Below are 21,461 nucleotides of genomic sequence, written 5' to 3' on the forward strand. Positions count from 1 at the left end.
CTTTCGGGCAAGACCACCGCCAGAGTGGTCGCCCGCGCTTGTTCAGATTGCTGCTGCCATAACGGACGACTTCCCGTGGAGCGTTCGAAATCAATAACATCGCATCCGGAGCTAATCAATGAACGTTAAACGCATTGCACTCAAGCTGGGCTTTGTCTCGCTGCTGGCATTCGGCGCCAATCTGCACGCCGCCGAGACCTCGCTGCGCATCGGCATCGAGGCGGCATACCCACCCTTCGCCTCGAAAACACCGGACAATGCCATCCTCGGCTTCGACTATGACATCGGCCAGGCGCTTTGCGCCGAGATGAAGGTTCGTTGCGTGTGGCAGGAGCAGGAGTTCGACGGCTTGATCCCGGCACTCAAGGTGAAAAAAGTCGACGCGGTGATTTCCTCCATGTCGATCACCCCGGAGCGGATGAAGTCGGTGGACTTCACAGACCGTTATTATCGGATTCCGGCGCGGCTGGTGTTTCGCAAGGGCAGTGGCATCCAGGATATTCCCGCGCAGCTCAAAGGCAAGCGGATCGGCGTGCAACGGGCGACCAACTTCGATCGTTACGTCACCGACAAATTTGCCCCGGCCGGGGCCGAAGTGATCCGTTATGGCTCGCAAAACGAAGTCTTCCTCGACCTGTTGGGCGGACGCCTGGACGCGACGATGGCCAGTTCGGTGGCCATCGACGAAAGCCTGCTCAAGCGCCCTGAAGGCAAGAATTTCGAATTTGTTGGCCCAAACTTCGTCGAAGAACAATACTTCGGCACGGGCATTGGAATCGCCGTGCGCAAGAATGATCCGCTGGCGGGCCGTTTCAACCAGGCGCTGGCGACCCTTCGCGCCAACGGCACCTACGAGCGGATTCGCCAGAAGTACTTCGATTTTGATATCTATGGCGAATGACCGTCGCCGTGTCCATCGCCCGCAGCGTCGGCTGACGGGCCTCACGCTGCACAGCATGGAGTGATTCATGAAAACCAAAGCGGTACTCACCGAACAGGACGTTGCCCAGTTGCTGGTAGCAGCCAAAGAGCTGGCCCACCAGCGTCAATGGGCCGTATCGGTCTGCGTGGTCGACGATGGCGGGCATCCCTTGGGGCTGTTGCGCCTGGACGGGGCCTCGCCATTGTCGGCCTACATCGCCACCGAAAAAGCCCGCACCGCCGCCATGGGCCGGCGGGACAGCAAGGTTTTTGAAGACATGATCAATGGTGGCCGCATCGCCTTCCTCAGTGCGCCGCACTTGCAAGGCATGCTTGAGGGGGGCGTGGCGATCCGTCACGACGGTCAGTGCATCGGTGCTATCGGCGTGTCCGGGGTCAAGGCCGAGGAAGATGCGGAGCTGGCGCGATTGGCGGTGGAGACGGTGTTGCCGGTGATCACGCCGGATGCCTGAGGGCCTGTGGGAGCCTGTGGAGCTTTTGTGGGAGCGGGCTTGCTCGCGAAAGCGGTATGTCAGCCAGCTCATATATGGACTGATACACCGTCTTCGCGAGCAAGCCCGCTCCCACCCAAGCTGCACAAATCTTCCAGACACTCATGACATCAGCCGATAATCTGACAGAGCACGTTCACTAAACGGATTAGCCCATGACAGCGCGCAACTGGATCGATCTCAAGCAGGACGCCACGTCCGGCATCGAGACCGTGCGCGCGCATTTCGAGGGGCACGCCTACGATCCGCACTGGCACGATGCCTATCTGGTGGGCGTGACGGAGCAGGGCGTGCAACAGTTCCATTGCCGTCGGCAGCAGCACAACAGCACGCCGGGCAAGGTGTTCCTGCTTGAACCGGGAGAGTTGCATGACGGTAACGCGCCGCACGAAAACGGGTTTACCTATCGCACCCTGTACCTGGAGCCGCAATGGCTGGAGCGCGAACTGCGCTCGTTGTTCGAGGATGCGCCAGACAACGCGCAACTGGGCTTTGCCGTCACGCTGAACGATGACGCGCGGCTGGCAAGGGCTACCGCCGCGGCTTTCCAGAGCCTGCACGAACAGGACATGCTGATCGTCCGCCAGACCGCCCTCGACACGCTGCTGTCGAACCTCACTCAACACCTGCATTGGCGAACACGGATCAATCCCGACCCGCGTCTGCCACTGGTCGCCCAGCAGGCCCGGGATTATTTGCACGGCCACCTGAGCGAGGACATCAGTCTGGACGATTTGGCGCGCGTCACCGGCGTGGATCGTTTTCGCCTGAGTCGTGCGTTCAAGGCGGCCTTCGGCCTGGCGCCCCACGCGTATCTGATCCAGCTGCGCCTGGCCCGCGCGCGGCGGTTGCTGGCCCGTGGCGAAAGCGCCGTGGTGGTGGCCGCCATGCTCGGCTTTGCCGACCAGAGTCACCTCGGCCGCTGGTTCCAGCGCGCCTATCGAATGAGCCCGGCGGACTACCGCAAGCGCTGCTCAATTGTTCCAGACTGAGCCCGGCTGCAACGGGATGATCAAGTCCACGATCATTCATCGAGAAGTTGCGCCATGGATCAGTTGTTGCCGTTTGCCTTGTTTGCGTTTGTCGCCTCCATCACCCCGGGTCCGACCAATATCCTGGTGCTGAGCCATAGCTCGCGCTTCGGCCTGGCGACCACCTGGCCACTCATCCTCGGCGCCTGCGCGGCTGCCGCGTTGCTGGTGTTGTTGGTGGGCACCGGGCTGGGCGACCTGCTGGCGCGACATGCGGCGATCCAAACGGCGCTGTCCTGGGCCGGCATCGCCTGGCTGAGCTGGATGGCCTGGCAGATTTTCAGCGCGCCGGCCGAGGCCATCGATCCAGACCGCCCGGTCGAAGGCCCACGGCTCGGCCTGGCGGGCGCCGCCGGGTTGCAACTGGTGAACCCGAAGACCTGGATGATGGCCCTGGCGGTGGTCAGCGTATTCGCCGGCGCCGAGGCAGACCGTACGGTGCGGGTGCTCTGGCTGTCCCTGGCGTTCTTTGCCATCTCCATTACCTGCATGACCGCCTGGGCCTACCTGGGGCGTGGCGCGGCGAAGTTCTGCCGTTCCGCCGTGGCGATGGGGCGCTTCAATCGCGTCATGGCGGTGTTGCTACTGGTGTCGGCGTGGTTGACGTTGGTGGTGTAGTTGCGGCTGTACCTGTGAGCTAGCCGGATCGTCGCGTGTGAACACCAAGGCCTTGAGGCCGCAGGCCGGGTCGGCATCCGGAAATTCCGGCGGATTTGCCAATCGCTGTTCGAATCGCAGGCCCGGTGCTTCACGCATCACGCTGTCAATGAGGAAATCCGGACCGGTCGCCGGGTCGTTGCTACAGGCCAGTACCGCGCCGTGGGCGGTCAGCAGCTCCGGCAGGCGGCGCAGCACACGCTGGTAATCCTTGGTCAAAAGGAAGCTGCCTTTCTGGAACGTTGGCGGGTCGATGATGACCAGATCGTAGGGGCCGCTGTTGATCACCTTGCCCCACGACTTGAACAGGTCGTGGCCAAGGAAACTCACCTGGCCCAGGTCGTGGCCGTTCATCCGGTGGTTGTCGCGACCACGGCTTAAAGCCGCGCGGGACATGTCCAGGTTGACCACGTGGAGGGCACCGCCGGCGATGGCCGCCACCGAGAAACCGCAGGTATAGGCGAACAGGTTGAGCACGCGCTTGCCTTGGGCGTGAGCGCGCACCCAGTCGCGGCCATAGCGCATATCGAGAAAGAGGCCGTTGTTCTGCTTTTTGCCCAGGTCGATTCGATAACGCAGGCCGCCTTCGGTCAGGGTCCATTCATCGATCGGTTCGCCCACCAACCATTGGGTCAGGCTGTCGGGCAGGTACCGATGTTGCACCGCGAGGGTGTGGGCGCCGCTGTGTTGCCAGGCGGGCAAGGAGGCGAGGGTGCGCAGCATGGCGAACAGGTCATCGAGTTGCGTAGGATCGGGTTCCTTGAACAGCGAGACCAACACCACGCCTTGCAGCCAGTCGACGGTGATCTGTTCCAGCCCCGGCCAGCAGCGCCCGCGGCCATGGAACAGGCGACGGGTTTCGTCGGGCGCCGATTCCAGCGCCGTCAGCAAAAGGCTCTGCAATGTTTGGAGGGCTTGAGGGTTCATCAGATAAAAACGCCAGCAGCTCGAAAGGCCGGCATTTTAACCACGAACCCATGCACTGCAATCCGCTTTATCAGCCCCCGCTGGTCGCGAGGATGCTCGCCACCTGTTGCGCCTGGCAATTGAGATAGGCCGAACGCTTGAGCCACGCCGGATCCGGGTACCAGGAAAACATGAATTGCCCGCCCTTGAGCTTGTCGATCACCTGGCGCGCTACTTGCGGGCGCACGGCCGGGCAGCCCTGGCTGCGGCCGATGCGGCCCTGGCGCACGCTCCACAACGGATTCACATAGTCGGCGGCGTGAATCACGATCGCGCGGTCGCGAGCCTGATCATTGAAGCCGGGCTCCAGGCCGTCCATGCGCAGCGAATAACCATGGGCGCCCTGATAGCTTTCCTGGGTGCGGAACAGTCCCAGGCTGGATTGGTAGCTGCCCAGTCGGTTGGAAAACTGGGTGGCGAAGTTTTCCCCGGATTTCTGCCCGTGGGCCACGAGATCACGCAGAACCAGCTTTTTCTGGCGCAGGTCGAAGATCCACAAGCGCCGGGCCGTCGAAGGTTGCGAATAATCGATCACCGCCAGGTGGCGAGCCTGTCGAGCACCGTTGGCAACTGCGCACTGCATCGCACTCAGGGCACTTTTCAGCGCTTGGGGATTGAGTTCCGGCGCGGCGTGGGCGAGGCTGTTGTAAAGAGGCTGGGTGTTGAGTTTTTCGGCCAGCGCCGGGCTGCACAGGATGCCAAGGCCAGTCACGACCAGGCAGAATCGGCGCAAGAAGGCCGATACAGGTGAAGGCAGCTTGCGGTGGCGTTCGTTTGCGGCATCCCGTCCGGTTTCGTTTGTCTGCATGATGGCGGGTCGTACCTGTCGCAAAATTCACCGTCAACGAGACGGCCATGGATTGGAGTAAAGCAGTTGTTCAAAAAGTCCGCATGTTACCTGAGCCTTTTATTGCTCGTTGCGCCATTGGTCGCCACGGCCGAGGACGGCGATCCGGCTCAGGCGCAAACCACACTGGCGCAACTGTCGGTCAATTGCCCCGAATTGGCCGGTGGCGTCGACTTTCCGACGGTCATGAGCCTGCAGGCCTTGTACCAGCAAAACGCAGGCCAGGCGATCTGGGCGGACGACGGGCGGTTACAGGCGTTGCAAGCCCAGCTACAGCAACTGGCCGATGACGGACTCGATCCGGCCCGCTACGACCTGCCGGGCGATGGCCGTTACGTCAACGTGGCCTGTACCGACATCGCCATCAGCCAACGCTACCTGCAAGCGCTGCATGAGCTGCGTTTCGGCTACCTGCCGCAGAACCGCCTGGAGCCGATCTGGAAGGCCAATCCACAGTTGCCGGACCGTCAGGCCATGGTGCTGCACTTCGCCGTCGCCGGCTTGCGCGACCCCGCCGAGGCGTTTGAACAGGCGCGGCCGCCCTTGGACCTGTATCGCAACCTGCGCGAACTCTACGCCCGGCAACGGCAACAACCGTTGGCTGACTGGCAGTCAGTGCCGGCCGGCCCATTGCTGCAACCCGACAAACGTGACGCCCGCGTGCCCGCACTGGCCCGGCGCCTGTTCAACGAAGGCTACCTGAGCGTGCCTCCGCTGGAAGCCGATGAACACTACAGCCCGAGCCTGGTGGAGGCGATGAAAAGCTTCCAGCTCCACCATTCACTGCAAGCCGATGGGGTAGTGGGGCCGTGGACGGTTACCGAGCTGAACGTCAGCCCGGCCATGCGCCGCGAGCAATTGCGGATCAACCTGGAGCGGATGCGCTGGTTGGCTCAGGATCTGGAGCCCGACAGCGTGCTGGTCAACGTGGCGGCGGCGCAGCTGACGGTCTACCAGGCTGGCGCCCCGGTTTGGCAGACCCGGACCCAGGTTGGCCGCGCCGAACGCCAGACACCGTTGATCAAGTCGCGTATCACTCGACTGACGCTGAACCCGACGTGGACTATTCCGCCGACGATCATGCGCGAGGACAAACTGCCCGAGATCCGCCGCGACCCGGAGTTTCTCACCCGGCACAACCTCAAGGTGATCGATCGCGATGGATTGCCCCTGGCGGTGGAAAATATCGACTGGGATCACCCTGGCAATCTGATGCTGCGCCAGGACGCCGGCTCGAAAAACCCCTTGGGTAAACTGGTCGTGCGCTTCCCCAACCCGTTTTCGGTATACCTGCACGACACGCCCAGCCAGGCACTTTTCAGCAAAGGCCCGCGGGCGTTCAGCTCAGGCTGCGTACGCATCGAGCAAGTCATGCATCTGCGCGATCTGCTGGTGACCCCGGCCGAACGCACGCGCACCGACACCTTGCTGGCAAGCGAGTTGACTCATGAATTCAGGCTGGCCAAGCCGATGCCGATCCTGCTTGGGTACTGGACAGTGCAAGCGGACAGCCAGGGGCGGGCGGTGTACATCCCGGATATCTATCAGCGCGATGTGCCCCTGTCTGCCGCCGACCGTCGAGCACTCTGATCATGCACACGCGACGTTGGCTTCTACGGGCGTGGTCTGCTCGATGGCCGAGAACACCCGCTGGCCGAGGGCTCGGGCCGTTTGCAGATGTACGTTCGGATCAAGGGTTTCCGAATCCAGCAAGCGTTCGGAGCTCACCACGCGGGCACCGCAGTAGCCGAAGATGCCATGGTCGATCTGCGTGACCATCGCCTGGTCGTAGCCGTGGCGTTGAAAACTGTCGGCGTCAGCTCCACCGAGGGCGACCAGATGGACCCGCAGATGCTGCAGTTTCTGCACAAAGAACTCGTCGAGCTTGAAGTCGAACGCCCAGCCATTGGAGAACACCCGATCAATCCAGCCCTTGAGCAACGCCGGCATCGACCACCAGTAGATCGGGTAGACCAGCACCAGGGCGTCGGCCCGTTCGATCCTGGCCTGCTCGGCCAGCACGTCGGCAGGCGGCAAGGCCTCACGGTGGTGGACGGCATGGTCGGCAAAGCCAAAGCGTGGGTCGAAGCCTTCAGCGGCCAGGTCGGCGATTTCGAACGTATCGCTGGGATTGGCTTGGAGAATCCCATTGCCAATGGCCTGGGCAAGCGCATGCGTCAGAGAGCGGGGGTCATGATGAGCAACGACGATAAGGGCGTGCATGGCGAATCTCCTTCTGGCATTACCCGAGGTCAAGCGAGTATGCTGGGTTAAGTTACGGTTAGTAAGTTACGGTTGGTAAAGTTAACATGTCAAGCACAGATGAAAATGCACCGCCCATTGCCGCGCCTCGTCGCCGACTTTCCCGCGCCGATCGGCAACGGCAATTGCTGGATGTCGCCTGGCGCCTGGTTCGGGAGGAGGGCAGCGAAGCATTGACCCTGGCCCGGCTGGCCGACCAGGCAGGCGTCACCAAACCCATCGTCTACGACCATTTCATTACCCGATCGGGGCTGCTGGCGGCGCTCTACCAGGATTTCGATGCTCGCCAGACCGCGCTCATGGACGCTGCACTCGACGCCAGCGAACCCACGTTGCAGAGCCGTTCGCGGGTGATTGCCGAAGCGTTCGTCGAATGCGTCCTGCTTCAGGGCCGGGAGATCCCGGGCGTCAGTGCGGCGCTCTCCAGTTCACCTGAACTGGAGAGCATCAAAAGGGAGTACGAAAGGCTGTTCCTGGATAAATGCCGGGCGGTGCTAGAGCCGTTCGCCGATAGCCGGGGCCTGTCCCAAGCGAGCCTGCGCGCGATGCTCGGGGCGGCGGAAGCGTTGTCCGATGCGGCGGCCAACGGCGAGATCAGCGCGGACGAGGCCAAGCAGGAGCTGTTCGTCAGCATTGTGGCGATGGTCAACCGGGCCGCTGGCATCGCCTCCAACTGATCGGCGATTCGCGAGCAGGCTCGCTCCCACATGGGGCGGCCCGATCCTGAGGCAGGGACATCGGTCTGACTTGATATTTGTCGCGCCGGAGCAGGTTAGCGTGGCGAGGGAGCTTGCTCCCGCTGGCCTGCGAAGCGGGCCCCAGCAACCTCTCAGGCAGACTGTATCCGCCGGTTTGCGACTGCTGCGCAGCCGAGCGGGAGCAAGCTCCCTCGCCACGGGTTCTGAGTTGGTCTGGCTGACGCTTTCGCGAGCAGGCTCGCTCCCACAATGGACCTTTGTGAACCCTGTCCCCTGTGGGAGCGAGCTTGCTCCGGGCGACGATCCGACGATGACGGCGGCACATCAAACATCTCTTCCGCTGATTCACTCCCCATCAAGAAAAAACGAACCACAAGCCCCTTTTCCGGTTCTTAACTGATGTCCCTTGATGAAAGGACAGCAGGCGGGGCTGCGGTCTTGCCCACCACACACTGCGATCAGAGGAGGCGACATGCCCAACTCCTTCCCTTCGCCCTGGTGGAAGAACGCCGTGATCTACCAGGTTTACCCTCGCTCCTTTGCCGATGCCAACGGCGATGGCGTCGGCGATCTTCCCGGTTTGACAGCACGCCTGGACCATCTGCAACGCCTTGGCATCGATGCGTTGTGGCTCTCGCCAGTGTTCCGCTCGCCCATGTGCGACGCAGGCTACGACATTTGCGACTACACCGATGTCGATCCGCTGTTCGGCAACCTGGCCGACCTCGATGTGTTGATCGCCAAGGCTCACGAACGGGGCTTGAAGGTCTTGCTCGACTTTGTCCCGAACCATACCTCAGACCAGCATCCCTGGTTCATCGAGTCGCGCTCCAGCCGCGACAACCCCAAGCGCGACTGGTACATCTGGCGTGACCAGCCGAACAATTGGCGAGCCTCGATTGACGGCGGCAGCGCCTGGACCTGGGACGAAACCAGCCAGCAGTACTACCTGCACTTCTTCCTGCCCGAGCAACCGGATCTGAACTGGCACAACCCGCAAGTCGTCGCGGCCATGCATCAAGTGCTGCACTTCTGGCTGGAGCGTGGCGTGGACGGGTTTCGCGTCGACGTGGTGCATTGCGTCGGCAAGGACCAGAGCTTTGCCGATGACCCGCGCTGCATGGCCGGTGAAACCATGGTCAAGATCAACGATCAGCCCTACAGCCATGAAGTGCTGCGCGGGCTGCGGCGTCTGGTGGACAGCTACCCCGGCGAGCGGGTGCTGATCGGCGAGGTCAACATCCGTTCCACGGCCCAGGTGGCGGCCTATTACGGCGCCAGTGACGAACTGCACATGTCGTTCAACTTCCCGCCGCTGGATGCGCCGTGGGACCCGGTGGTGTTCCGTATGTGCGTACGCGAGGTGGAAAACGACCTCGGCCCGTTGCAGGCCTGGCCGACCTGGGTGCTGTCCAACCATGACAACAGCCGCCACCGCAGTCGCTACGGCGGCTCGTTGCGCCGGGCCCGGGCGGCGGCGGTGATGTTGCTGACGCTGCGCGGTACGCCTTTCATCTATCAGGGCGAGGAGCTGGGCCTGGAGGATACGCAAGTGACCGCCCAGACCCGCGTCGACCCCGGCGGACGGGACGGCAGCCGGGCGCCGATTCCCTGGACGGAAGAGGCGCCTCACGGTTGGTCGGGTCAGGCGCCATGGCTGCCTTTCGCTGCGGATGCCGGCCGGTTGTCGGTGGAGACCCAAGAGCGCGACGCCGATTCCGTGCTGGCGCTTTACCGACGGCTGCTGGCGTGTCGGCGCAATAGCCTGGCGCTGCGCCTGGGCGGCTGGGAGGAACTGCCCTCGCACCCGCAGGTGCTGGCTTATCGTCGTTCTTGCGAAGGCGACGAACGCCTGGTCTGCATCAATTTCGCCGACAGCGAGCACACCTTTCCGCTGGCCGACCCCTGGCGAGTTGAAATCGCCAGCGATGGCGCGGATGAAGGCCAGCCGTTCAGCGGGCGTCTGGCTGCCGAACAGGCCCTGATCCTGAGTCGATAACCCCTGTCGATAAGGAGTGACCGATGAAAGCCAACTGGCACCGAAATACCTTGATCTACCAGATCGACCCCTCGCTGTTCTACGACAGCAACGGCGATGGCCGTGGCGACCTGAAGGGCATCATTCGTCAGCTCGATTATTTGCAAGCGCTGGGCGTCGGCGCACTCTGGCTGATGCCTTTGTACCGGTCTCCGTTCAAGGACGCCGGTTACGACGTCAGCGATTTCATGGCGCTGGACCCGCGCTTTGGCAGCGAAGAAGATTTGCGCCAGCTGATCGTTCAGGCCGGGGAGCGTGGTATCCGGGTCATCCTCGAACTGGTGGTGCAGCACACCAGCGACCAGCATCCCTGGTTCCTGCGGGCGCGGCGCGACAAGGACAGCGTCTATCGGGACTATTACCTGTGGTCCGACACGCCGGTGGACGACGGCAACCAACCGATCTTTCCGTCGGTGGAAGACAGCATCTGGCAGTGGGACGAACAGGCCGGGCAGTACTTTCGGCATCTGTTCTATCGCCATGAGCCGGACCTCAATCTGGCGAACCCGCGGGTGGTCGAAGAGATCGAGCGGATCATGGATCACTGGCTTGAACTGGGGATCGCCGGTTTTCGTCTCGATGCCGCTTCGCACCTGGTGGAGCAGGCCGGTGGCGGCGATGAAGAGCAAGGCGTGTGGTTATTGGAACGGCTGTTCAAGCACATGACCCGCATCAACCCGGAAGGCGTGCTGATGGGCGAAGTGGATGTCGAGCCCGAGCGCTACAGCCATTACTTCGGCACCGGCGAACGCCTGGGCCTGGTGCTGGATTTCTGGGTCAATAATCATCTGTTCCTGGCCTTGGCCCGAGGCGAAGCCGAGCCTCTGCAACGGGCCATTGCCCGCCGCCCCGCACCGCCTGACGGCGCCAACTATGCGGTGTGGCTGCGCAACCATGACGAACTCGATCTCGAACGCTTGACCGAGCAGGAGCGTGAGGAGGTGATGCAGGCCTTCGCCCCGGACCAGAACATGCGCCTGTATGGCCGCGGCATCCGCCGGCGCCTGGCGCCGATGCTCGACGGTGATGTGCATCGCCAGGCGCTGGCCCAGGCGCTGCTGCTGTCACTGCCCGGAACACCCATCGTGCGCTACGGCGAAGAAATCGGCATGGGCGATGACCTGTCCCGTCCCGAACGCCTGTCGGTGCGCACGCCCATGCAATGGAGCGATGAAGCCAACGCCGGCTTTTCAACCGCCCAGCGCCTCGCCGCGCCGGTGATCGATAAAGGACCGTTTGCCTACACGCAGTTGAACGTCGAGGGCCAACAGGACGATCCCGATTCGCTGCTGGCTCGGACTCGCCGGTTGCTGCTGGCGCGCAGGCGCTTGCGCGAGGTTGGCGACGGCAAGGCGCAACTGCTGACGGTCGACCATCGTGCAGTCTTCGCCATCGCCCATGAGTGCGAAGCGACCTCGGTGATGCTGGCGAACCTCAGCCCCAAGACAGTCACGGTGCAGTTGCGGGAAGTGGATTTGCAGGGGTTCGAGGAAGTCCTCTCGGACCGCGCGTATCCGGCCTCGACCGCAGCCAGCCTGACATTGCATGGATACGGTTATCGCTGGTTCCGGCGCACCGGCTCAAAACAGTAGCAGCACCACAGCCAGCAACCCACCGGTGGCCAGCAGCAACGCGGACACCTGGGTCGAGCTGAAAGCCAGCGCTGAATCCTTCGAGCGGCCATTGAACCGCCCGCGGGTACGATGCAAGGGCTCCTGCGGTTCGAACAGATTGTCCGGGCGCTGGCTGTCGTCGTCTTCGTCGGTCATTTGCCCGGCGTAAGCGCTGCGGGCCAACAGACGATCGAGCAGGCCCGGCATCAGGCAAGTGCCGACGATCGCCTTGAGCGAGGCCACGCCCAACCACAACTCCCGGGGAGTACGCTTCACCACGCTGAAAATCGCCCGGGCGGCAACGTCCGGGTCGTGGATCGGCGGCACCGGTTGCGGGCGCTTGGCGAGCTTGTTGCGGGCCCAATCGAACTGTGGCGTGTTGATCGCCGGCAGTTGCACCATGCAGACCTTTATGTCGCTGTGATCGTGGAGCAGTTCGCAGCGCAAGGAATCGGTGAAACCACGCACCGCGAACTTGGCCGCGCAATAGGCCGCCTGCAGCGGAATGGCCCGGTAGGCCAGCGCCGAGCCGACCTGGATGATCACCCCGCGATTGCGCCGCCCCATCAGGTCCAGCGCCGCGAGCGTGCCGTGCACCGTGCCCAGGTACGTGACCTTGGTGACCCGGTGGATTTCTTCGGCGGTCAACTGGCGGATTGGCGACAACACCGTGACCATCGCGCAATTGATCCAGACGCCGACGGGCCCCAGCTCGCGCTCCATCCGTTGCGCCGCCTCGAATACCGCATCGGCGTCCGCAACATCGACGCTGATCGCCAGGCTCGTCGCGCCCAGCTGCTTGAGTTCTTCTTGCGTCGCCGCCAACGCTTGTTCGCCCCGGGCCAACAGCCCGACGCGGTAGCCGGACGCGGCAAACCGCTGGGCGGTCGCGCGGCCGACGCCGGCAGTGGCGCCGCAGATCACAACGACAGGTGGGTTTCGCTCATCCATTGCGTTCATCCGATCAATTGCTGCGCCTGGGGCGCTTATGGTTTCGCTGGGTTGGCCAGGGGCAGGGTCTGGCGCCTGGCCCGGTTTCCATTAATTGTGAAAATCCGCGTCGGCGATGGTTCAGGATTTTTGCCGGCGGGCATCAAGACCTGCACTTTTATGAAGCCCGTGGCGGGGGATCGCACCATCGCAAGGCAATGAGTGGTGCCGCTGTGGACGGGGCTGATGCAGGTCGGCTTCCGGTGACCGGACCGGCCTCTTCGCGGGCAGGCCCGCTCCCACAGGGGATTGTGGGTGCATGCGAGGGGGTGGAGGCGGGCAAAAATGAAGTCTGGCACGCTCGCTGCAAGAGGCTTGGCAGGCCCACCGCGAACACAATCGAGTGGGCAGCCCCGTCGGTCAACGAAGATCGAGCGCCAGCAGGCCGGGGATATTACGGTAGGTCAGGGCGCAGTCGCCGGATCGATACCACACAGAACAGGCAAAGACGCCTGGAACCGCAAGGTTTCAGGCGTCTTTTTTTTGCTTTCAAAAAACCGTGATGGGCTTTTGTCGGGTGCTTTTTATGAATTCCAACGTTGCTTCCCTGAACAAGCTGCAAACGCTGATCGTGATCGGCAATGGCATGGTCGGCCATCACTGCGTCGAGCAACTGATCGAGCGCGGTGCCCTCAATCATTACCGCGTGCATGTGTTCAGCGAAGAGCCGATGCGTGCCTATGACCGTGTGCATTTGTCCGAGTATTTCTCGGGCCGCGATGCCGAGTCGCTGGCCCTGGGCGAAGCCTCGTTGTACCAGACGCCCGGCGTCACGCTGCACTTGGGCGTGCCGGTGCTGGAAATCGATCGCCAGGCGCGCCAGGTTGTCACCGCCGCCGAGCGCCTCAGCTACGACAAGCTGGTGCTCGCCACCGGTTCGTACCCGTTCGTGCCGCCGATCCAGGGCGCCGAAGGTGATTCGTGCCTGGTCTACCGCACCCTTGAAGACCTCGACGCCATCCGCGCCGCCGCGAACAATGCCCGGCGTGGCGTGGTCGTCGGTGGTGGCCTGCTGGGCCTGGAAGCGGCCAATGCCCTCAAGACCCTTGGCCTGGAAGCTCACGTGGTGGAATTCGCCCCACGGCTGATGCCGGTACAACTGGACGAGCAGGGCGGCCTGGCCCTCAAGGCGCGCATCGAAAAACTCGGTGTCGGCGTGCACCTGTCCAAGGGCACCCAATCCATCAGCGCCGGTGAGCAATACCGTTACCGGATGAACTTCGCCACCGACGACTTCCTGGAAACCGACCTGATCGTGTTTTCCGCCGGTATCCGCGCCCAGGATGCCCTGGCTCGCCAGTGCGACCTGCAGATCGGCCCGCGCGGTGGCGTGGTGATTGACGACCATTGCCAGAGCAGCGACCCGGACATCTATGCCATCGGCGAATGCGCCGCCTGGAATGGCAGCATCTTCGGCCTGGTCGCGCCGGGCTACCAGATGGCCCGCAATGTCGCGGCGCGCCTGTGCGGCGAGGCTGGCGAGGCGTTCACCGGCGCGGACATGTCCACCAAGCTCAAGCTGTTGGGCGTGGACGTCGGTTCCATCGGCGACGCCCATGGCAACACGCCGGGTGCGCGCAGCTTCCAATTCATCGACGAAACCAGCGCCAGCTATCGGCGCCTGGTAGTGGACGCCGACGGCAAGCGCGTGATCGGCGCGGTGCTGGTGGGCGACAACAGCTATTACGACACCCTGCTGCAATACATGCAGAACGGCATCGCCTTGCCCAAGGACGCCGCCAGCCTGATCCTGCCATCGTCCGAGGGCGCTCCGACACTGGGCCCGGCGGCGCTGCCCGAAGCGGCGACCATCTGCTCGTGCCACAACGTCACCAAGGGCTCGATCTGCGCGGCCATCGATGGCGGCTGCAGCGATCTCGGCCAGCTCAAGTGCGACACCAAGGCCGGTACCGGTTGCGGCGGCTGCGCGGCCCTGGTCAAGCAGGTATTCGAGCACGAGCTGATCGCCCGTGGCGTCAGCGTCGACAAGAGCCTGTGCGAACACTTCGCCTATACCCGCCAGGAGCTCTACGCACTGGTGCGGGTGGAAGGGATTATCAGTTTCGAAGAGCTGCTGGCCAAACACGGTCGCGGCCATACCGGTTGCGACCTGTGCAAGCCGGCGGTGGGTTCGATCCTGGCGTCGTGCTGGAACCAGCCGATCATGGACGCGCACCTGGTGCCGCTGCAGGACACCAACGATACGTTCATGGCGAACATGCAGAAAAACGGCACCTACTCGGTGGTGCCGCGCATCGCCGGCGGTGAGATCACTGCGGACAAACTGATCGCCATTGGCGTGGTCGCGAAGAAATACGACCTCTACACCAAGATCACCGGCGGCCAGCGCATCGACCTGTTCGGCGCGCAGTTGCACCAGTTGCCGGACATCTGGGCCGAGCTGATCGAAGCCGGTTTCGAGACCGGCCACGCCTACGGCAAATCGACGCGTACGGTGAAGTCCTGCGTCGGCAGCACCTGGTGCCGCTACGGCGTGCAGGACAGCGTGCAGATGGCCCTGACCATCGAGGACCGCTACAAGGGCCTGCGCTCGCCGCACAAGCTCAAGTTCGCGGTGTCCGGTTGCACCCGTGAATGCGCCGAGGCGCAGAGCAAGGACGTAGGTGTGATCGCCACGGAGAAGGGCTGGAACCTCTACGTGGCCGGCAACGGCGGCATGCGTCCACGCCACGCCGAGCTGTTCGCCACCGACCTGGATGACGCCACGCTGATCCGCTACATCGACCGGTTCCTGATGTTCTACATCCGCACCGCGGACAAGTTGCAGCGCACCTCGGTCTGGCGCGAGAGCCTGGAAGGCGGTCTGGACTACCTCAAGGACGTGATCATCCACGACAGCCTGGGCCTGGGCGCCGAGCTCGAAGCGCAGATGCAACTGGTGGTCGACCGCTACGAGTGCGAATGGGCCAACGCCTTGAAGGATCCGGAAAAACTCAAGCGCTTCCGGACCTTCGTCAACGACAAGCGCGACGATCCGGACGTCCACTTTGTCCGCGAACGCGGCCAGCGCCGGCCGGTGCATGCCGGCGAACTTCACCTGATTCCCGTCACCGAGGAGGTGCTCTGATGAGCCAGTCAAACGTCGTTCGTATCGCTCAAGAACCCGTCCAATGGCGCACCCTGTGCAGCCGCGAGGACCTGGTGCCCAATTCCGGCGTGGTTGCCTGGCATGACGGCCGCCAAGTGGCGCTGCTCTACCTGCCGGAGCACACGGACAAGCCGCTGTACGCCGTCGACAACCGCGACCCCAAGTCCGGTGCGAACGTTATCGGCCGTGGTCTGCTGGGCAGCATCAAGGGCGAACTGGTGATCGCCTCGCCGATGTACAAGCAGCATTTTCGCCTGGAAGACGGCCATTGCCTGGAATATCCCGAACAGCGCCTGCGGGTCTGGCCGGTGCGGTTGAACGGGGATGTGGTGGAGATTGGCGAGGACTGACTCTGCAATAGCTTGGTATGGGGCTTTTTGTGGCGAGGGAGCTTGCTCCCGCTGGGCTGCGTAGCGGCCCAAAAAATCTTACGGTCGCTGCTCACTGGAGCGCCAGCCCGGCCGAGCGGGAGCAAGCTCCCTCGCCACGACAGCGGGTTTTTTTCAAGTTTGGGGATTAGTCATGAAAACCGCCGCTCAACTGGTAAAGCTCAAGAGTGTGCAGAACCGACAGGTCCACAGCATCGCGCCGGACCAGACCGTGCTCGAAGCGCTGCAGATCATGGCCGAGAAAAACGTCGGCGCGCTGCCGGTGATCGAGGCCGGCGAGGTGGTGGGGGTGTTCAGCGAACGGGACTATGCCCGCAAGATGGTACTCAAGGGGCGTTCGTCAGTGGGTACCACGGTACGCACCATCATGAGCGCGCCGGTCATCACCGCCAGCAGCCAGCAGAGCATCGAACGCTGCATGGAAGTCATGACCGAGAGCCACCTGCGCCATCTGCCGGTGCTGGATGACGGCCAGTTGATCGGCCTGCTGTCCATCGGCGACCTGGTGAAGGAAGCGCTGGTCGAACAGGCGGACCTGATCCGCCAGTTGGAGCATTACATCCGCGGCCACTGAACCCGCTCACTGCTGAGAGGTAAGGCCCTTGTGGCGAGGGAGCTTGCTCCCGCTCGGCCGGGCTGGCGCTCCAGTGCGCAGCGACCGTAAGCTTTTTGGGGCCGCTACGCAGCCCAGCGGGAGCAAGCTCCCTCGCCACACTAGGTCCGCAACTTCACCCCAACGCGGATTAAATAGCCGCGATTACGCCACGCTACGCTGACGGCTCGATGCGCTGGTCAGCCGTCCCTCGATGCTGGCGCAACAATTCGATCTGCTCGGCGGGAATCAATGTACGCAGCGATTTGTACAGGGCTCGGGTTTCCAGCAGATTCCAGACCCGCAGCATGGTTTCCAGGGCGTCGAGGGGCTTGCTGATGAAGTCCCGGGCGCCTAATGCCAGGGCCCGCAGGCGGGTGTCGCGCGTGGCGTCCGCGGTCAGCACCAGGATCGGCAGGTAGTCATTGGCCGGGATGCGCCGGTTGAGCTGCTCCAGCACGGCAAACCCGTCGAAGGCCGGCATGTGCAGGTCGAGGATGACCAGGTCGGGCTCGAAACTGTTGAACAGGTCGAGTGTGCGCAACGGCTCGGTGCTGCTCAGCACGTTGTGCAGCCCTTCACGGGCCAGCAGCTGTTCCATCAACTCAAGGTTGGGGCGCTGATCGTCGATAATCAGGATGCGCAGATCGCGATTCATGCGGACTCCGGTAAATAACGTTCAAGGTGGCCGAGGAAGGCCTGGATATGAATGGGCTTGGTCAGGATCGCCGTGGCGCCTGCCTCGCGCAGGGCGCGGTGAGTGAGGTCGCTGGCATCCGCGGTGATCATCAGCACGGGCGTGGACGCGGTCGCCGCAGACTGGCGCAACCGACGCAGGACTTCCAGCCCCTCCAGGTCCGGCAATGTCACGTCGAGCAGGATCAGCTGCGGCGCGTGCTGGCGCGCCAGGTCCAGGCCCAACTGGCCTTGCATGCTCGATAGCAGCTGGATGCCCGGGCGACGCTGCATCAGGGTTTCGATCAAGGCGAGGCTCGACAGGTTGTCTTCGATGCACAGGACCTTGCCGTCGAACTCGGTGCGCGGGCGGGTGATTTCCAACGCCGCCAATGGCGGCAACTGGGCGCCGGATACCTGGGCAGCGGGCAAGCGCAAGGTGAAGCAGCAGCCTTGTCCCGGTTCGCTAAGTACCTGAAGGCTACCCTGCATCATCTCCAGCAGGCTTTTGCTCAGAGAGAGTCCCAGGCCTGTGCCTTCGACCTGCGGGTCGGCGCCCAGGCGTTCGAACGGCTTGAACAACTGGTCCAACTGTTCGGGGGCGATGCCGTGCCCGGTGTCGCTGACGGCAATGCCCACCTGATGGCCCTCGACGTTCACTTCGATGCGTACCTCACCGCCGGGCCGGTTGTACTTGATCGCGTTGGAGAGCAGGTTGAGCAACACCTGGACCAAGCGTTGGCGATCGGCAAGCACGCCACTGCCTTCGGGCAGCGCGGGCAGGGCGGCCAGATGAATTCCTGAATCCGCGGCCATCGGCGACACCAGCGTCAAGGCTTCGTGCAGCACGGTCGGCAGGGCAATTGGCTCGATGTTCAGGGGCAGCCGGCCGGCTTCGATCCGGGCGATGTCGAGCACTTCGTTGATCAAAGCGAGCAAATGCTGGCCGGCGCGCAGGATGTGGCTGACCTGCGGGCGCTGGCCGGCGACCGAATCCATGTCCAGCAATTGCGCGAAGCCGAGGATGGCGTTCAGCGGCGTGCGCAACTCATGACTCATGCGCGAAAGAAATTCGCTCTTGGCCCGGCTCGCGCTTTCCGCTTCCTCGCGGGCGGTACGCAGGGCGATTTCAGCGGTGCGCCGGTCGGTGATGTCGCGGGTGATCTTGGAAAAACCACGCAGGGCGCCGGTGCTGTCGTATTGAGTGGTGATGACCACGCTGGCCCAGAAGCGACTGCCGTCCTTGCGGCAACGCCAGCCTTCTTCCATGTAATGGCCGTCGCGGGTGGCCTCGCGCAGGGCCATTTCGGGGTGGGCCGGGCACTCTTCGGCCAGGTAGAACAGCGAGAAATGCCGGCCGAGTACCTCCTGTTCGGTATAGCCCTTGATCCGCTCGGCCCCGGCATTCCAAGTGATCACATGGCCCTTGGCGTCGAGGGCGAAAATGCCGTAGTCCTTGACGCCATCGATGATCAGCCGCAGGCGTTCCTCGTTATCGCGCAGGGCGCGCTCGCGTTCGGCGAGCAACTGCCCGGCTTCCACCAGGCGAGTGCCCAACTGGCCGATTTCGTCCTTCTCCGGCGGTTGCGGCAACAATGGCTGGCCCAGCGCCAGGCGTTGGGCGTTGCCTTGCACCTGCTGGACCCGGGCGACAATGCCCTTGGACAGGAACAGCACCGCGACGATCGCCCCGAACAGCCCGCACACCGCCGCCAGCAACGTCGCGAACAGCAGCCGCATGCGCGTTGCCGACGCGGCGGCGCTGCGGTCGGCGAGCAGGGCATCCTCGCGGATGCGCATGGCGCTGATCTGCTCGCGCAGTACGTCGAGCACCTGTTTGTTTTCGATCAGGATCGCGGTGATGGCCGCGGTGTCGTCGGCCTTGCCGGTGCGCAACGCCTGCAACCCGGCAAGCTTTTCGGTAATCAGCGGGGTAATGGTCTTGAGGTGCTCGCGCATCCTCGCGTCACGGATATTGTGGTCCAGGCGTTGCAATGCAGCCTGGATCCTCGGGGTGGCCTGTTCGTAACCGGGCAGGAAATCTTCACGCCGGGTCAGCAGGTAACCGCGCACGCTGGCCGCGGCCTCGGCCAGCAAGGTGTGCACGGCCTGGATGTCGCCCTGGACCAGCAGCACCCGGCGCACATCCTCTTCGGCACGGGCCGTCTGGCGTTCGGTGATGTAGATCAGCACCAGCGACAGCAGCAGGACCACCAACGGCAGCGAGATCACCACCAGCGCCTTGCCCCGCAACGGCAAGTCGGCCCATCTCCGGGCGGCCAGAAACCTCATGGCCATTGTCCGCTGGGTTGCGCCACCAGGCCCAGGGCAACGCCGCGCACCGCCGCCTGGGTCCGGTCGGCGGCGCCGAGCTTGCCGATGACCCGCTCCACATGCGCTTTGGCCGTGCCGGGGGCGATGCCGAGCTTTTCGCCGATCTCGCGATTACTGAACCCACCGGCCACCAGCCCGAGTACCTGGCGTTCGCGCGCGGTCAAGGCCTGGACCGGCGTTGCACCGTTGGCGCCGCGTTCGGCCATGCGGCGCAACAGGCGGGCGCTGACCGAACTGTTCAGTGCCTCTTCTCCCTGGGCGACCCGCCTGAGGGCCTGGAGCATTTCCTCGCGGCTGGCATCCTTGAGCAGATAGCCGACGGCGCCCGCACCGATGGCCGCTTCGAGGTGGTCGGGGCTGTCGTCCATGGTGAAGATCATCACTTTGATCTGCGGCTGGCGTTGTTGCAGGATGCGCGCCGCGCCGAGGCCGTTGAGCACGGGCATGCGGATGTCGAGGATGGCGATGTCCGGCTGTAGCCGTGCGCACAAGTCGAGCGCCTCCTGGCCGTCGCAGGCCTGGGCGACGACTTCGAACCCTTCGGTACCGGCGAGCATGGAAATGAACCCGGTGCGGGTCACTTCGTGATCATCGGCCAACAGCAGGCGCAAGGGACGATTCATGGCTGTGCTCCGTGGGCTGGCAACGGCACGCTGGCCAGCAATCGAGTGCCGCAGGCGGGTGCGCTACGACAGTCCAGTTGGCCGCCCAGCAGGCTCGCGCGCTCCTGCATGGCGGCCAGGCCGAGGTGGCAGGTGCCATTGGTCTCGATGGGTTGTTCCAGGGCGAATCCGCAGCCATCGTCCTCGACCCGCAGCCAAGCCTGGCCGTCTCGCACCGCCAGCCCGAGGGAAACCTGATTGGCCTGGGCGTGCTTGAGAATGTTGTTGATGCCTTCCTGGGCGATGCGAAACAACGCAATCTCGGTATTACCCGGCAGGCGCGCAATGCTGTGCTCGACCCAATCGACCCCGAGCCCGGCGTCACGCAGACGATCGGCCTCCTTGTCGACGGCTTTGTACAAGCCGAAATCGTCGAGCACATGCGGACGCAGGCCGCCGATCAGTTGCCGACCTTCGCCGACGCAGCCCTGGGCCAGTTCGAGAATGCCCCGCAGTTCATCGGCCAGCGCCGCCGGCAAAGGCGGGCAGCGACCGGCGAAGCCCTGGAGGCGTTGATGCAATCCAGCGAGGTTCTGCGCGAGTCCATCGTGCAGGTCATAGGCGACACGCTTGCGCTCGTCCTCCTGGGCGCTGAACAACCGATGGACCAGCTCGGACATGGTCCGCTCGCGGGCCTGGAGCGTTTGCAGCAGGCGGCTGTTCTCCAGGTGCGCCGCCAACAGCGTGGCCAGCAATTGCAGCGATTCGATGTCTTCATTGTCAGGGGCGCCCAAGGGCACGCTGTTGCCTAATAGCAGCGCGCCGAACGCAACGCCGTCGGACCCGCGCAGAGGGATCCGCAGGATCTGCGGCAACGGCGTGCCGGGGCGATCCATCCACTGCGAAGCGGGCGAGGGCGGTTGGGCCAGCTCGGCGAGCAGCTCGAGGCGCTCGCCGCTGCCGTGGCTGGCGACGGTCTGCAACTGGCTGTCAGCGGTCCATTCCAGCAACAGACCGTGATCCATGGCGACGAACGCGCACGCACGTTCCACCGCGCGTTGGCGCATCTGCGCCAACGGCAGGCGGGTCAGTTCGTGCCCGGTGCCCAGCAACAGGCCCAGGCGCGCCGCCCGGCTTTGCGACTGGCGGTACTGGGTGCGGATCGCCAAGGCGCTGCCAGGGTCATGGGGTGGGCTTTGCATGGGGAACTCCAGCGTGGAAGGGC

General features: G+C 63.8%; 19 protein-coding genes. 11 read left to right on the forward strand and 8 right to left on the reverse strand.

The genetic code is table 11. The annotated features are described in order from the left end of the window. The first annotated feature begins 118 nt into the window (after positions 1–118). From J3P89_RS12050 to J3P89_RS12065, 4 genes are all read left to right on the forward strand, one after another. A complete protein-coding gene (locus J3P89_RS12050; protein WP_434697651.1) occupies positions 119–901 on the forward strand; it encodes an ABC transporter substrate-binding protein in 783 nt (260 codons plus the stop codon). 67 nt (positions 902–968) lie between these two features. Then, complete coding sequence (locus J3P89_RS12055) at positions 969–1,394, forward strand: GlcG/HbpS family heme-binding protein (RefSeq protein ID WP_434600846.1); 426 nt, start codon at positions 969–971, stop codon at positions 1,392–1,394. Positions 1,395–1,588: 194 nt separating this feature from the next. Continuing rightward, on the forward strand, positions 1,589–2,425 hold the full coding sequence (locus J3P89_RS12060; RefSeq protein ID WP_434697652.1) for an AraC family transcriptional regulator: 837 nt from the start codon (positions 1,589–1,591) through the stop codon (positions 2,423–2,425). Positions 2,426–2,479: 54 nt separating this feature from the next. Then, the gene (locus tag J3P89_RS12065; RefSeq protein WP_434697653.1) at positions 2,480–3,082 is read left to right on the forward strand and encodes a LysE family translocator; all 603 of its coding nucleotides are present in this window, start codon (positions 2,480–2,482) and stop codon (positions 3,080–3,082) included. Here the strand turns inward: J3P89_RS12065 and J3P89_RS12070 are convergent. Both J3P89_RS12070 and J3P89_RS12075 read right to left on the reverse strand, forming a co-directional pair. Beyond that, entirely contained in the window at positions 3,047–4,048 is a 1,002-nt protein-coding gene (locus tag J3P89_RS12070; RefSeq protein WP_434697654.1) for a class I SAM-dependent methyltransferase, read from the reverse strand. The genes J3P89_RS12065 and J3P89_RS12070 overlap by 36 nt on opposite strands. Before the next feature lie 70 nt (positions 4,049–4,118). Then, positions 4,119–4,799 (reverse strand): murein L,D-transpeptidase catalytic domain family protein, encoded by a 681-nt coding sequence (locus J3P89_RS12075; protein ID WP_434631303.1) that lies wholly within the window; start codon positions 4,797–4,799, stop codon positions 4,119–4,121. A 162-nt stretch (positions 4,800–4,961) separates the two neighbouring features. Between J3P89_RS12075 and J3P89_RS12080 the strand changes: the two genes are divergently transcribed. Beyond that, positions 4,962–6,524: a L,D-transpeptidase family protein gene (locus J3P89_RS12080; RefSeq protein WP_434697655.1), complete on the forward strand. Its 1,563-nt coding sequence runs from the start codon at positions 4,962–4,964 to the stop codon at positions 6,522–6,524. Here the strand turns inward: J3P89_RS12080 and J3P89_RS12085 are convergent, their stop codons facing one another. Then, positions 6,525–7,157 (reverse strand): NAD(P)H-dependent oxidoreductase, encoded by a 633-nt coding sequence (locus J3P89_RS12085; RefSeq protein WP_434697656.1) that lies wholly within the window; start codon positions 7,155–7,157, stop codon positions 6,525–6,527. An 86-nt stretch (positions 7,158–7,243) separates the two neighbouring features. Here J3P89_RS12085 and J3P89_RS12090 point away from each other — a divergent pair, with 86 nt between their 5' ends. The 3 genes from J3P89_RS12090 to J3P89_RS12100 all read left to right on the forward strand — a co-directional run bounded on the left by J3P89_RS12090 (position 7,244) and on the right by J3P89_RS12100 (position 11,524). Continuing rightward, positions 7,244–7,873 (forward strand): TetR/AcrR family transcriptional regulator, encoded by a 630-nt coding sequence (locus J3P89_RS12090; RefSeq protein ID WP_434630927.1) that lies wholly within the window; start codon positions 7,244–7,246, stop codon positions 7,871–7,873. 493 nt (positions 7,874–8,366) lie between these two features. Beyond that, positions 8,367–9,893, forward strand: coding sequence for an alpha-amylase family glycosyl hydrolase (locus tag J3P89_RS12095; protein ID WP_434697657.1), 1,527 nt, complete (start codon positions 8,367–8,369; stop codon positions 9,891–9,893). Positions 9,894–9,916: 23 nt separating this feature from the next. Then, positions 9,917–11,524 (forward strand): alpha-amylase family protein, encoded by a 1,608-nt coding sequence (locus tag J3P89_RS12100; RefSeq protein WP_434697658.1) that lies wholly within the window; start codon positions 9,917–9,919, stop codon positions 11,522–11,524. Here J3P89_RS12100 and J3P89_RS12105 read toward each other — a convergent pair. Then, complete coding sequence (locus J3P89_RS12105) at positions 11,513–12,496, reverse strand: SDR family oxidoreductase (protein ID WP_434697659.1); 984 nt, start codon at positions 12,494–12,496, stop codon at positions 11,513–11,515. The genes J3P89_RS12100 and J3P89_RS12105 overlap by 12 nt on opposite strands. Positions 12,497–13,061: 565 nt before the next feature. On the opposite strand from J3P89_RS12105, the gene nirB reads away from it, so the two are divergent. The 3 genes from nirB (at position 13,062) to J3P89_RS12120 (ending at position 16,607) form a co-directional block, all read left to right on the forward strand. Next, the gene (gene nirB, locus J3P89_RS12110) at positions 13,062–15,623 is read left to right on the forward strand and encodes a nitrite reductase large subunit NirB (protein WP_434697660.1); all 2,562 of its coding nucleotides are present in this window, start codon (positions 13,062–13,064) and stop codon (positions 15,621–15,623) included. Further along, a complete protein-coding gene (gene nirD, locus J3P89_RS12115; RefSeq protein ID WP_305500940.1) occupies positions 15,623–15,994 on the forward strand; it encodes a nitrite reductase small subunit NirD in 372 nt (123 codons plus the stop codon). Before nirB ends, nirD begins: the two co-directional genes overlap by 1 nt. A 172-nt stretch (positions 15,995–16,166) precedes the next feature. Continuing rightward, positions 16,167–16,607 (forward strand): CBS domain-containing protein, encoded by a 441-nt coding sequence (locus J3P89_RS12120; protein ID WP_434671982.1) that lies wholly within the window; start codon positions 16,167–16,169, stop codon positions 16,605–16,607. Between the two features lie 193 nt (positions 16,608–16,800). On the opposite strand, the gene J3P89_RS12125 is transcribed toward J3P89_RS12120, so the two are convergent. The 4 genes from J3P89_RS12125 to J3P89_RS12140 are packed head-to-tail and all read right to left on the reverse strand — an operon-like array spanning position 16,801 to position 21,438. Next, the gene (locus J3P89_RS12125) at positions 16,801–17,283 is read right to left on the reverse strand and encodes a response regulator (RefSeq protein WP_305500942.1); all 483 of its coding nucleotides are present in this window, start codon (positions 17,281–17,283) and stop codon (positions 16,801–16,803) included. Beyond that, the gene (locus J3P89_RS12130; RefSeq protein WP_434697661.1) at positions 17,280–19,592 is read right to left on the reverse strand and encodes an ATP-binding protein; all 2,313 of its coding nucleotides are present in this window, start codon (positions 19,590–19,592) and stop codon (positions 17,280–17,282) included. The genes J3P89_RS12125 and J3P89_RS12130 overlap by 4 nt, the downstream gene beginning before the upstream one ends. After that, the gene (locus J3P89_RS12135; RefSeq protein WP_434697662.1) at positions 19,589–20,257 is read right to left on the reverse strand and encodes a response regulator; all 669 of its coding nucleotides are present in this window, start codon (positions 20,255–20,257) and stop codon (positions 19,589–19,591) included. Before J3P89_RS12135 ends, J3P89_RS12130 begins: the two co-directional genes overlap by 4 nt. Next, positions 20,254–21,438 (reverse strand): sensor histidine kinase, encoded by a 1,185-nt coding sequence (locus J3P89_RS12140; RefSeq protein WP_434697663.1) that lies wholly within the window; start codon positions 21,436–21,438, stop codon positions 20,254–20,256. Before J3P89_RS12140 ends, J3P89_RS12135 begins: the two co-directional genes overlap by 4 nt. Between the last annotated feature and the right edge of the window lie 23 nt (positions 21,439–21,461).

Origin of the sequence: Pseudomonas sp. Z1-14, from assembly GCF_051132005.1 — a bacterium.
In the GTDB taxonomy this organism is placed as follows: Bacteria; Pseudomonadota; Gammaproteobacteria; order Pseudomonadales; family Pseudomonadaceae; genus Aquipseudomonas.

Coding starts and splice junctions, on each gene's coding strand:
- J3P89_RS12055 (WP_434600846.1), top strand. CDS start 969: ATGAAAACCAAAGCGGTACTCACCGAACAGGACGTTGCCCAGTTGCTG.
- J3P89_RS12140 (WP_434697663.1), bottom strand. CDS start 21,438: ATGCAAAGCCCACCCCATGACCCTGGCAGCGCCTTGGCGATCCGCACC.
- J3P89_RS12130 (WP_434697661.1), bottom strand. CDS start 19,592: ATGAGGTTTCTGGCCGCCCGGAGATGGGCCGACTTGCCGTTGCGGGGC.
- J3P89_RS12070 (WP_434697654.1), bottom strand. CDS start 4,048: ATGAACCCTCAAGCCCTCCAAACATTGCAGAGCCTTTTGCTGACGGCG.
- J3P89_RS12095 (WP_434697657.1), top strand. CDS start 8,367: ATGCCCAACTCCTTCCCTTCGCCCTGGTGGAAGAACGCCGTGATCTAC.
- nirD (WP_305500940.1), top strand. CDS start 15,623: ATGAGCCAGTCAAACGTCGTTCGTATCGCTCAAGAACCCGTCCAATGG.
- J3P89_RS12090 (WP_434630927.1), top strand. CDS start 7,244: ATGTCAAGCACAGATGAAAATGCACCGCCCATTGCCGCGCCTCGTCGC.
- nirB (WP_434697660.1), top strand. CDS start 13,062: ATGAATTCCAACGTTGCTTCCCTGAACAAGCTGCAAACGCTGATCGTG.
- J3P89_RS12100 (WP_434697658.1), top strand. CDS start 9,917: ATGAAAGCCAACTGGCACCGAAATACCTTGATCTACCAGATCGACCCC.
- J3P89_RS12105 (WP_434697659.1), bottom strand. CDS start 12,496: ATGGATGAGCGAAACCCACCTGTCGTTGTGATCTGCGGCGCCACTGCC.
- J3P89_RS12050 (WP_434697651.1), top strand. CDS start 119: ATGAACGTTAAACGCATTGCACTCAAGCTGGGCTTTGTCTCGCTGCTG.
- J3P89_RS12085 (WP_434697656.1), bottom strand. CDS start 7,157: ATGCACGCCCTTATCGTCGTTGCTCATCATGACCCCCGCTCTCTGACG.
- J3P89_RS12060 (WP_434697652.1), top strand. CDS start 1,589: ATGACAGCGCGCAACTGGATCGATCTCAAGCAGGACGCCACGTCCGGC.
- J3P89_RS12065 (WP_434697653.1), top strand. CDS start 2,480: ATGGATCAGTTGTTGCCGTTTGCCTTGTTTGCGTTTGTCGCCTCCATC.
- J3P89_RS12135 (WP_434697662.1), bottom strand. CDS start 20,257: ATGAATCGTCCCTTGCGCCTGCTGTTGGCCGATGATCACGAAGTGACC.
- J3P89_RS12120 (WP_434671982.1), top strand. CDS start 16,167: ATGAAAACCGCCGCTCAACTGGTAAAGCTCAAGAGTGTGCAGAACCGA.
- J3P89_RS12125 (WP_305500942.1), bottom strand. CDS start 17,283: ATGAATCGCGATCTGCGCATCCTGATTATCGACGATCAGCGCCCCAAC.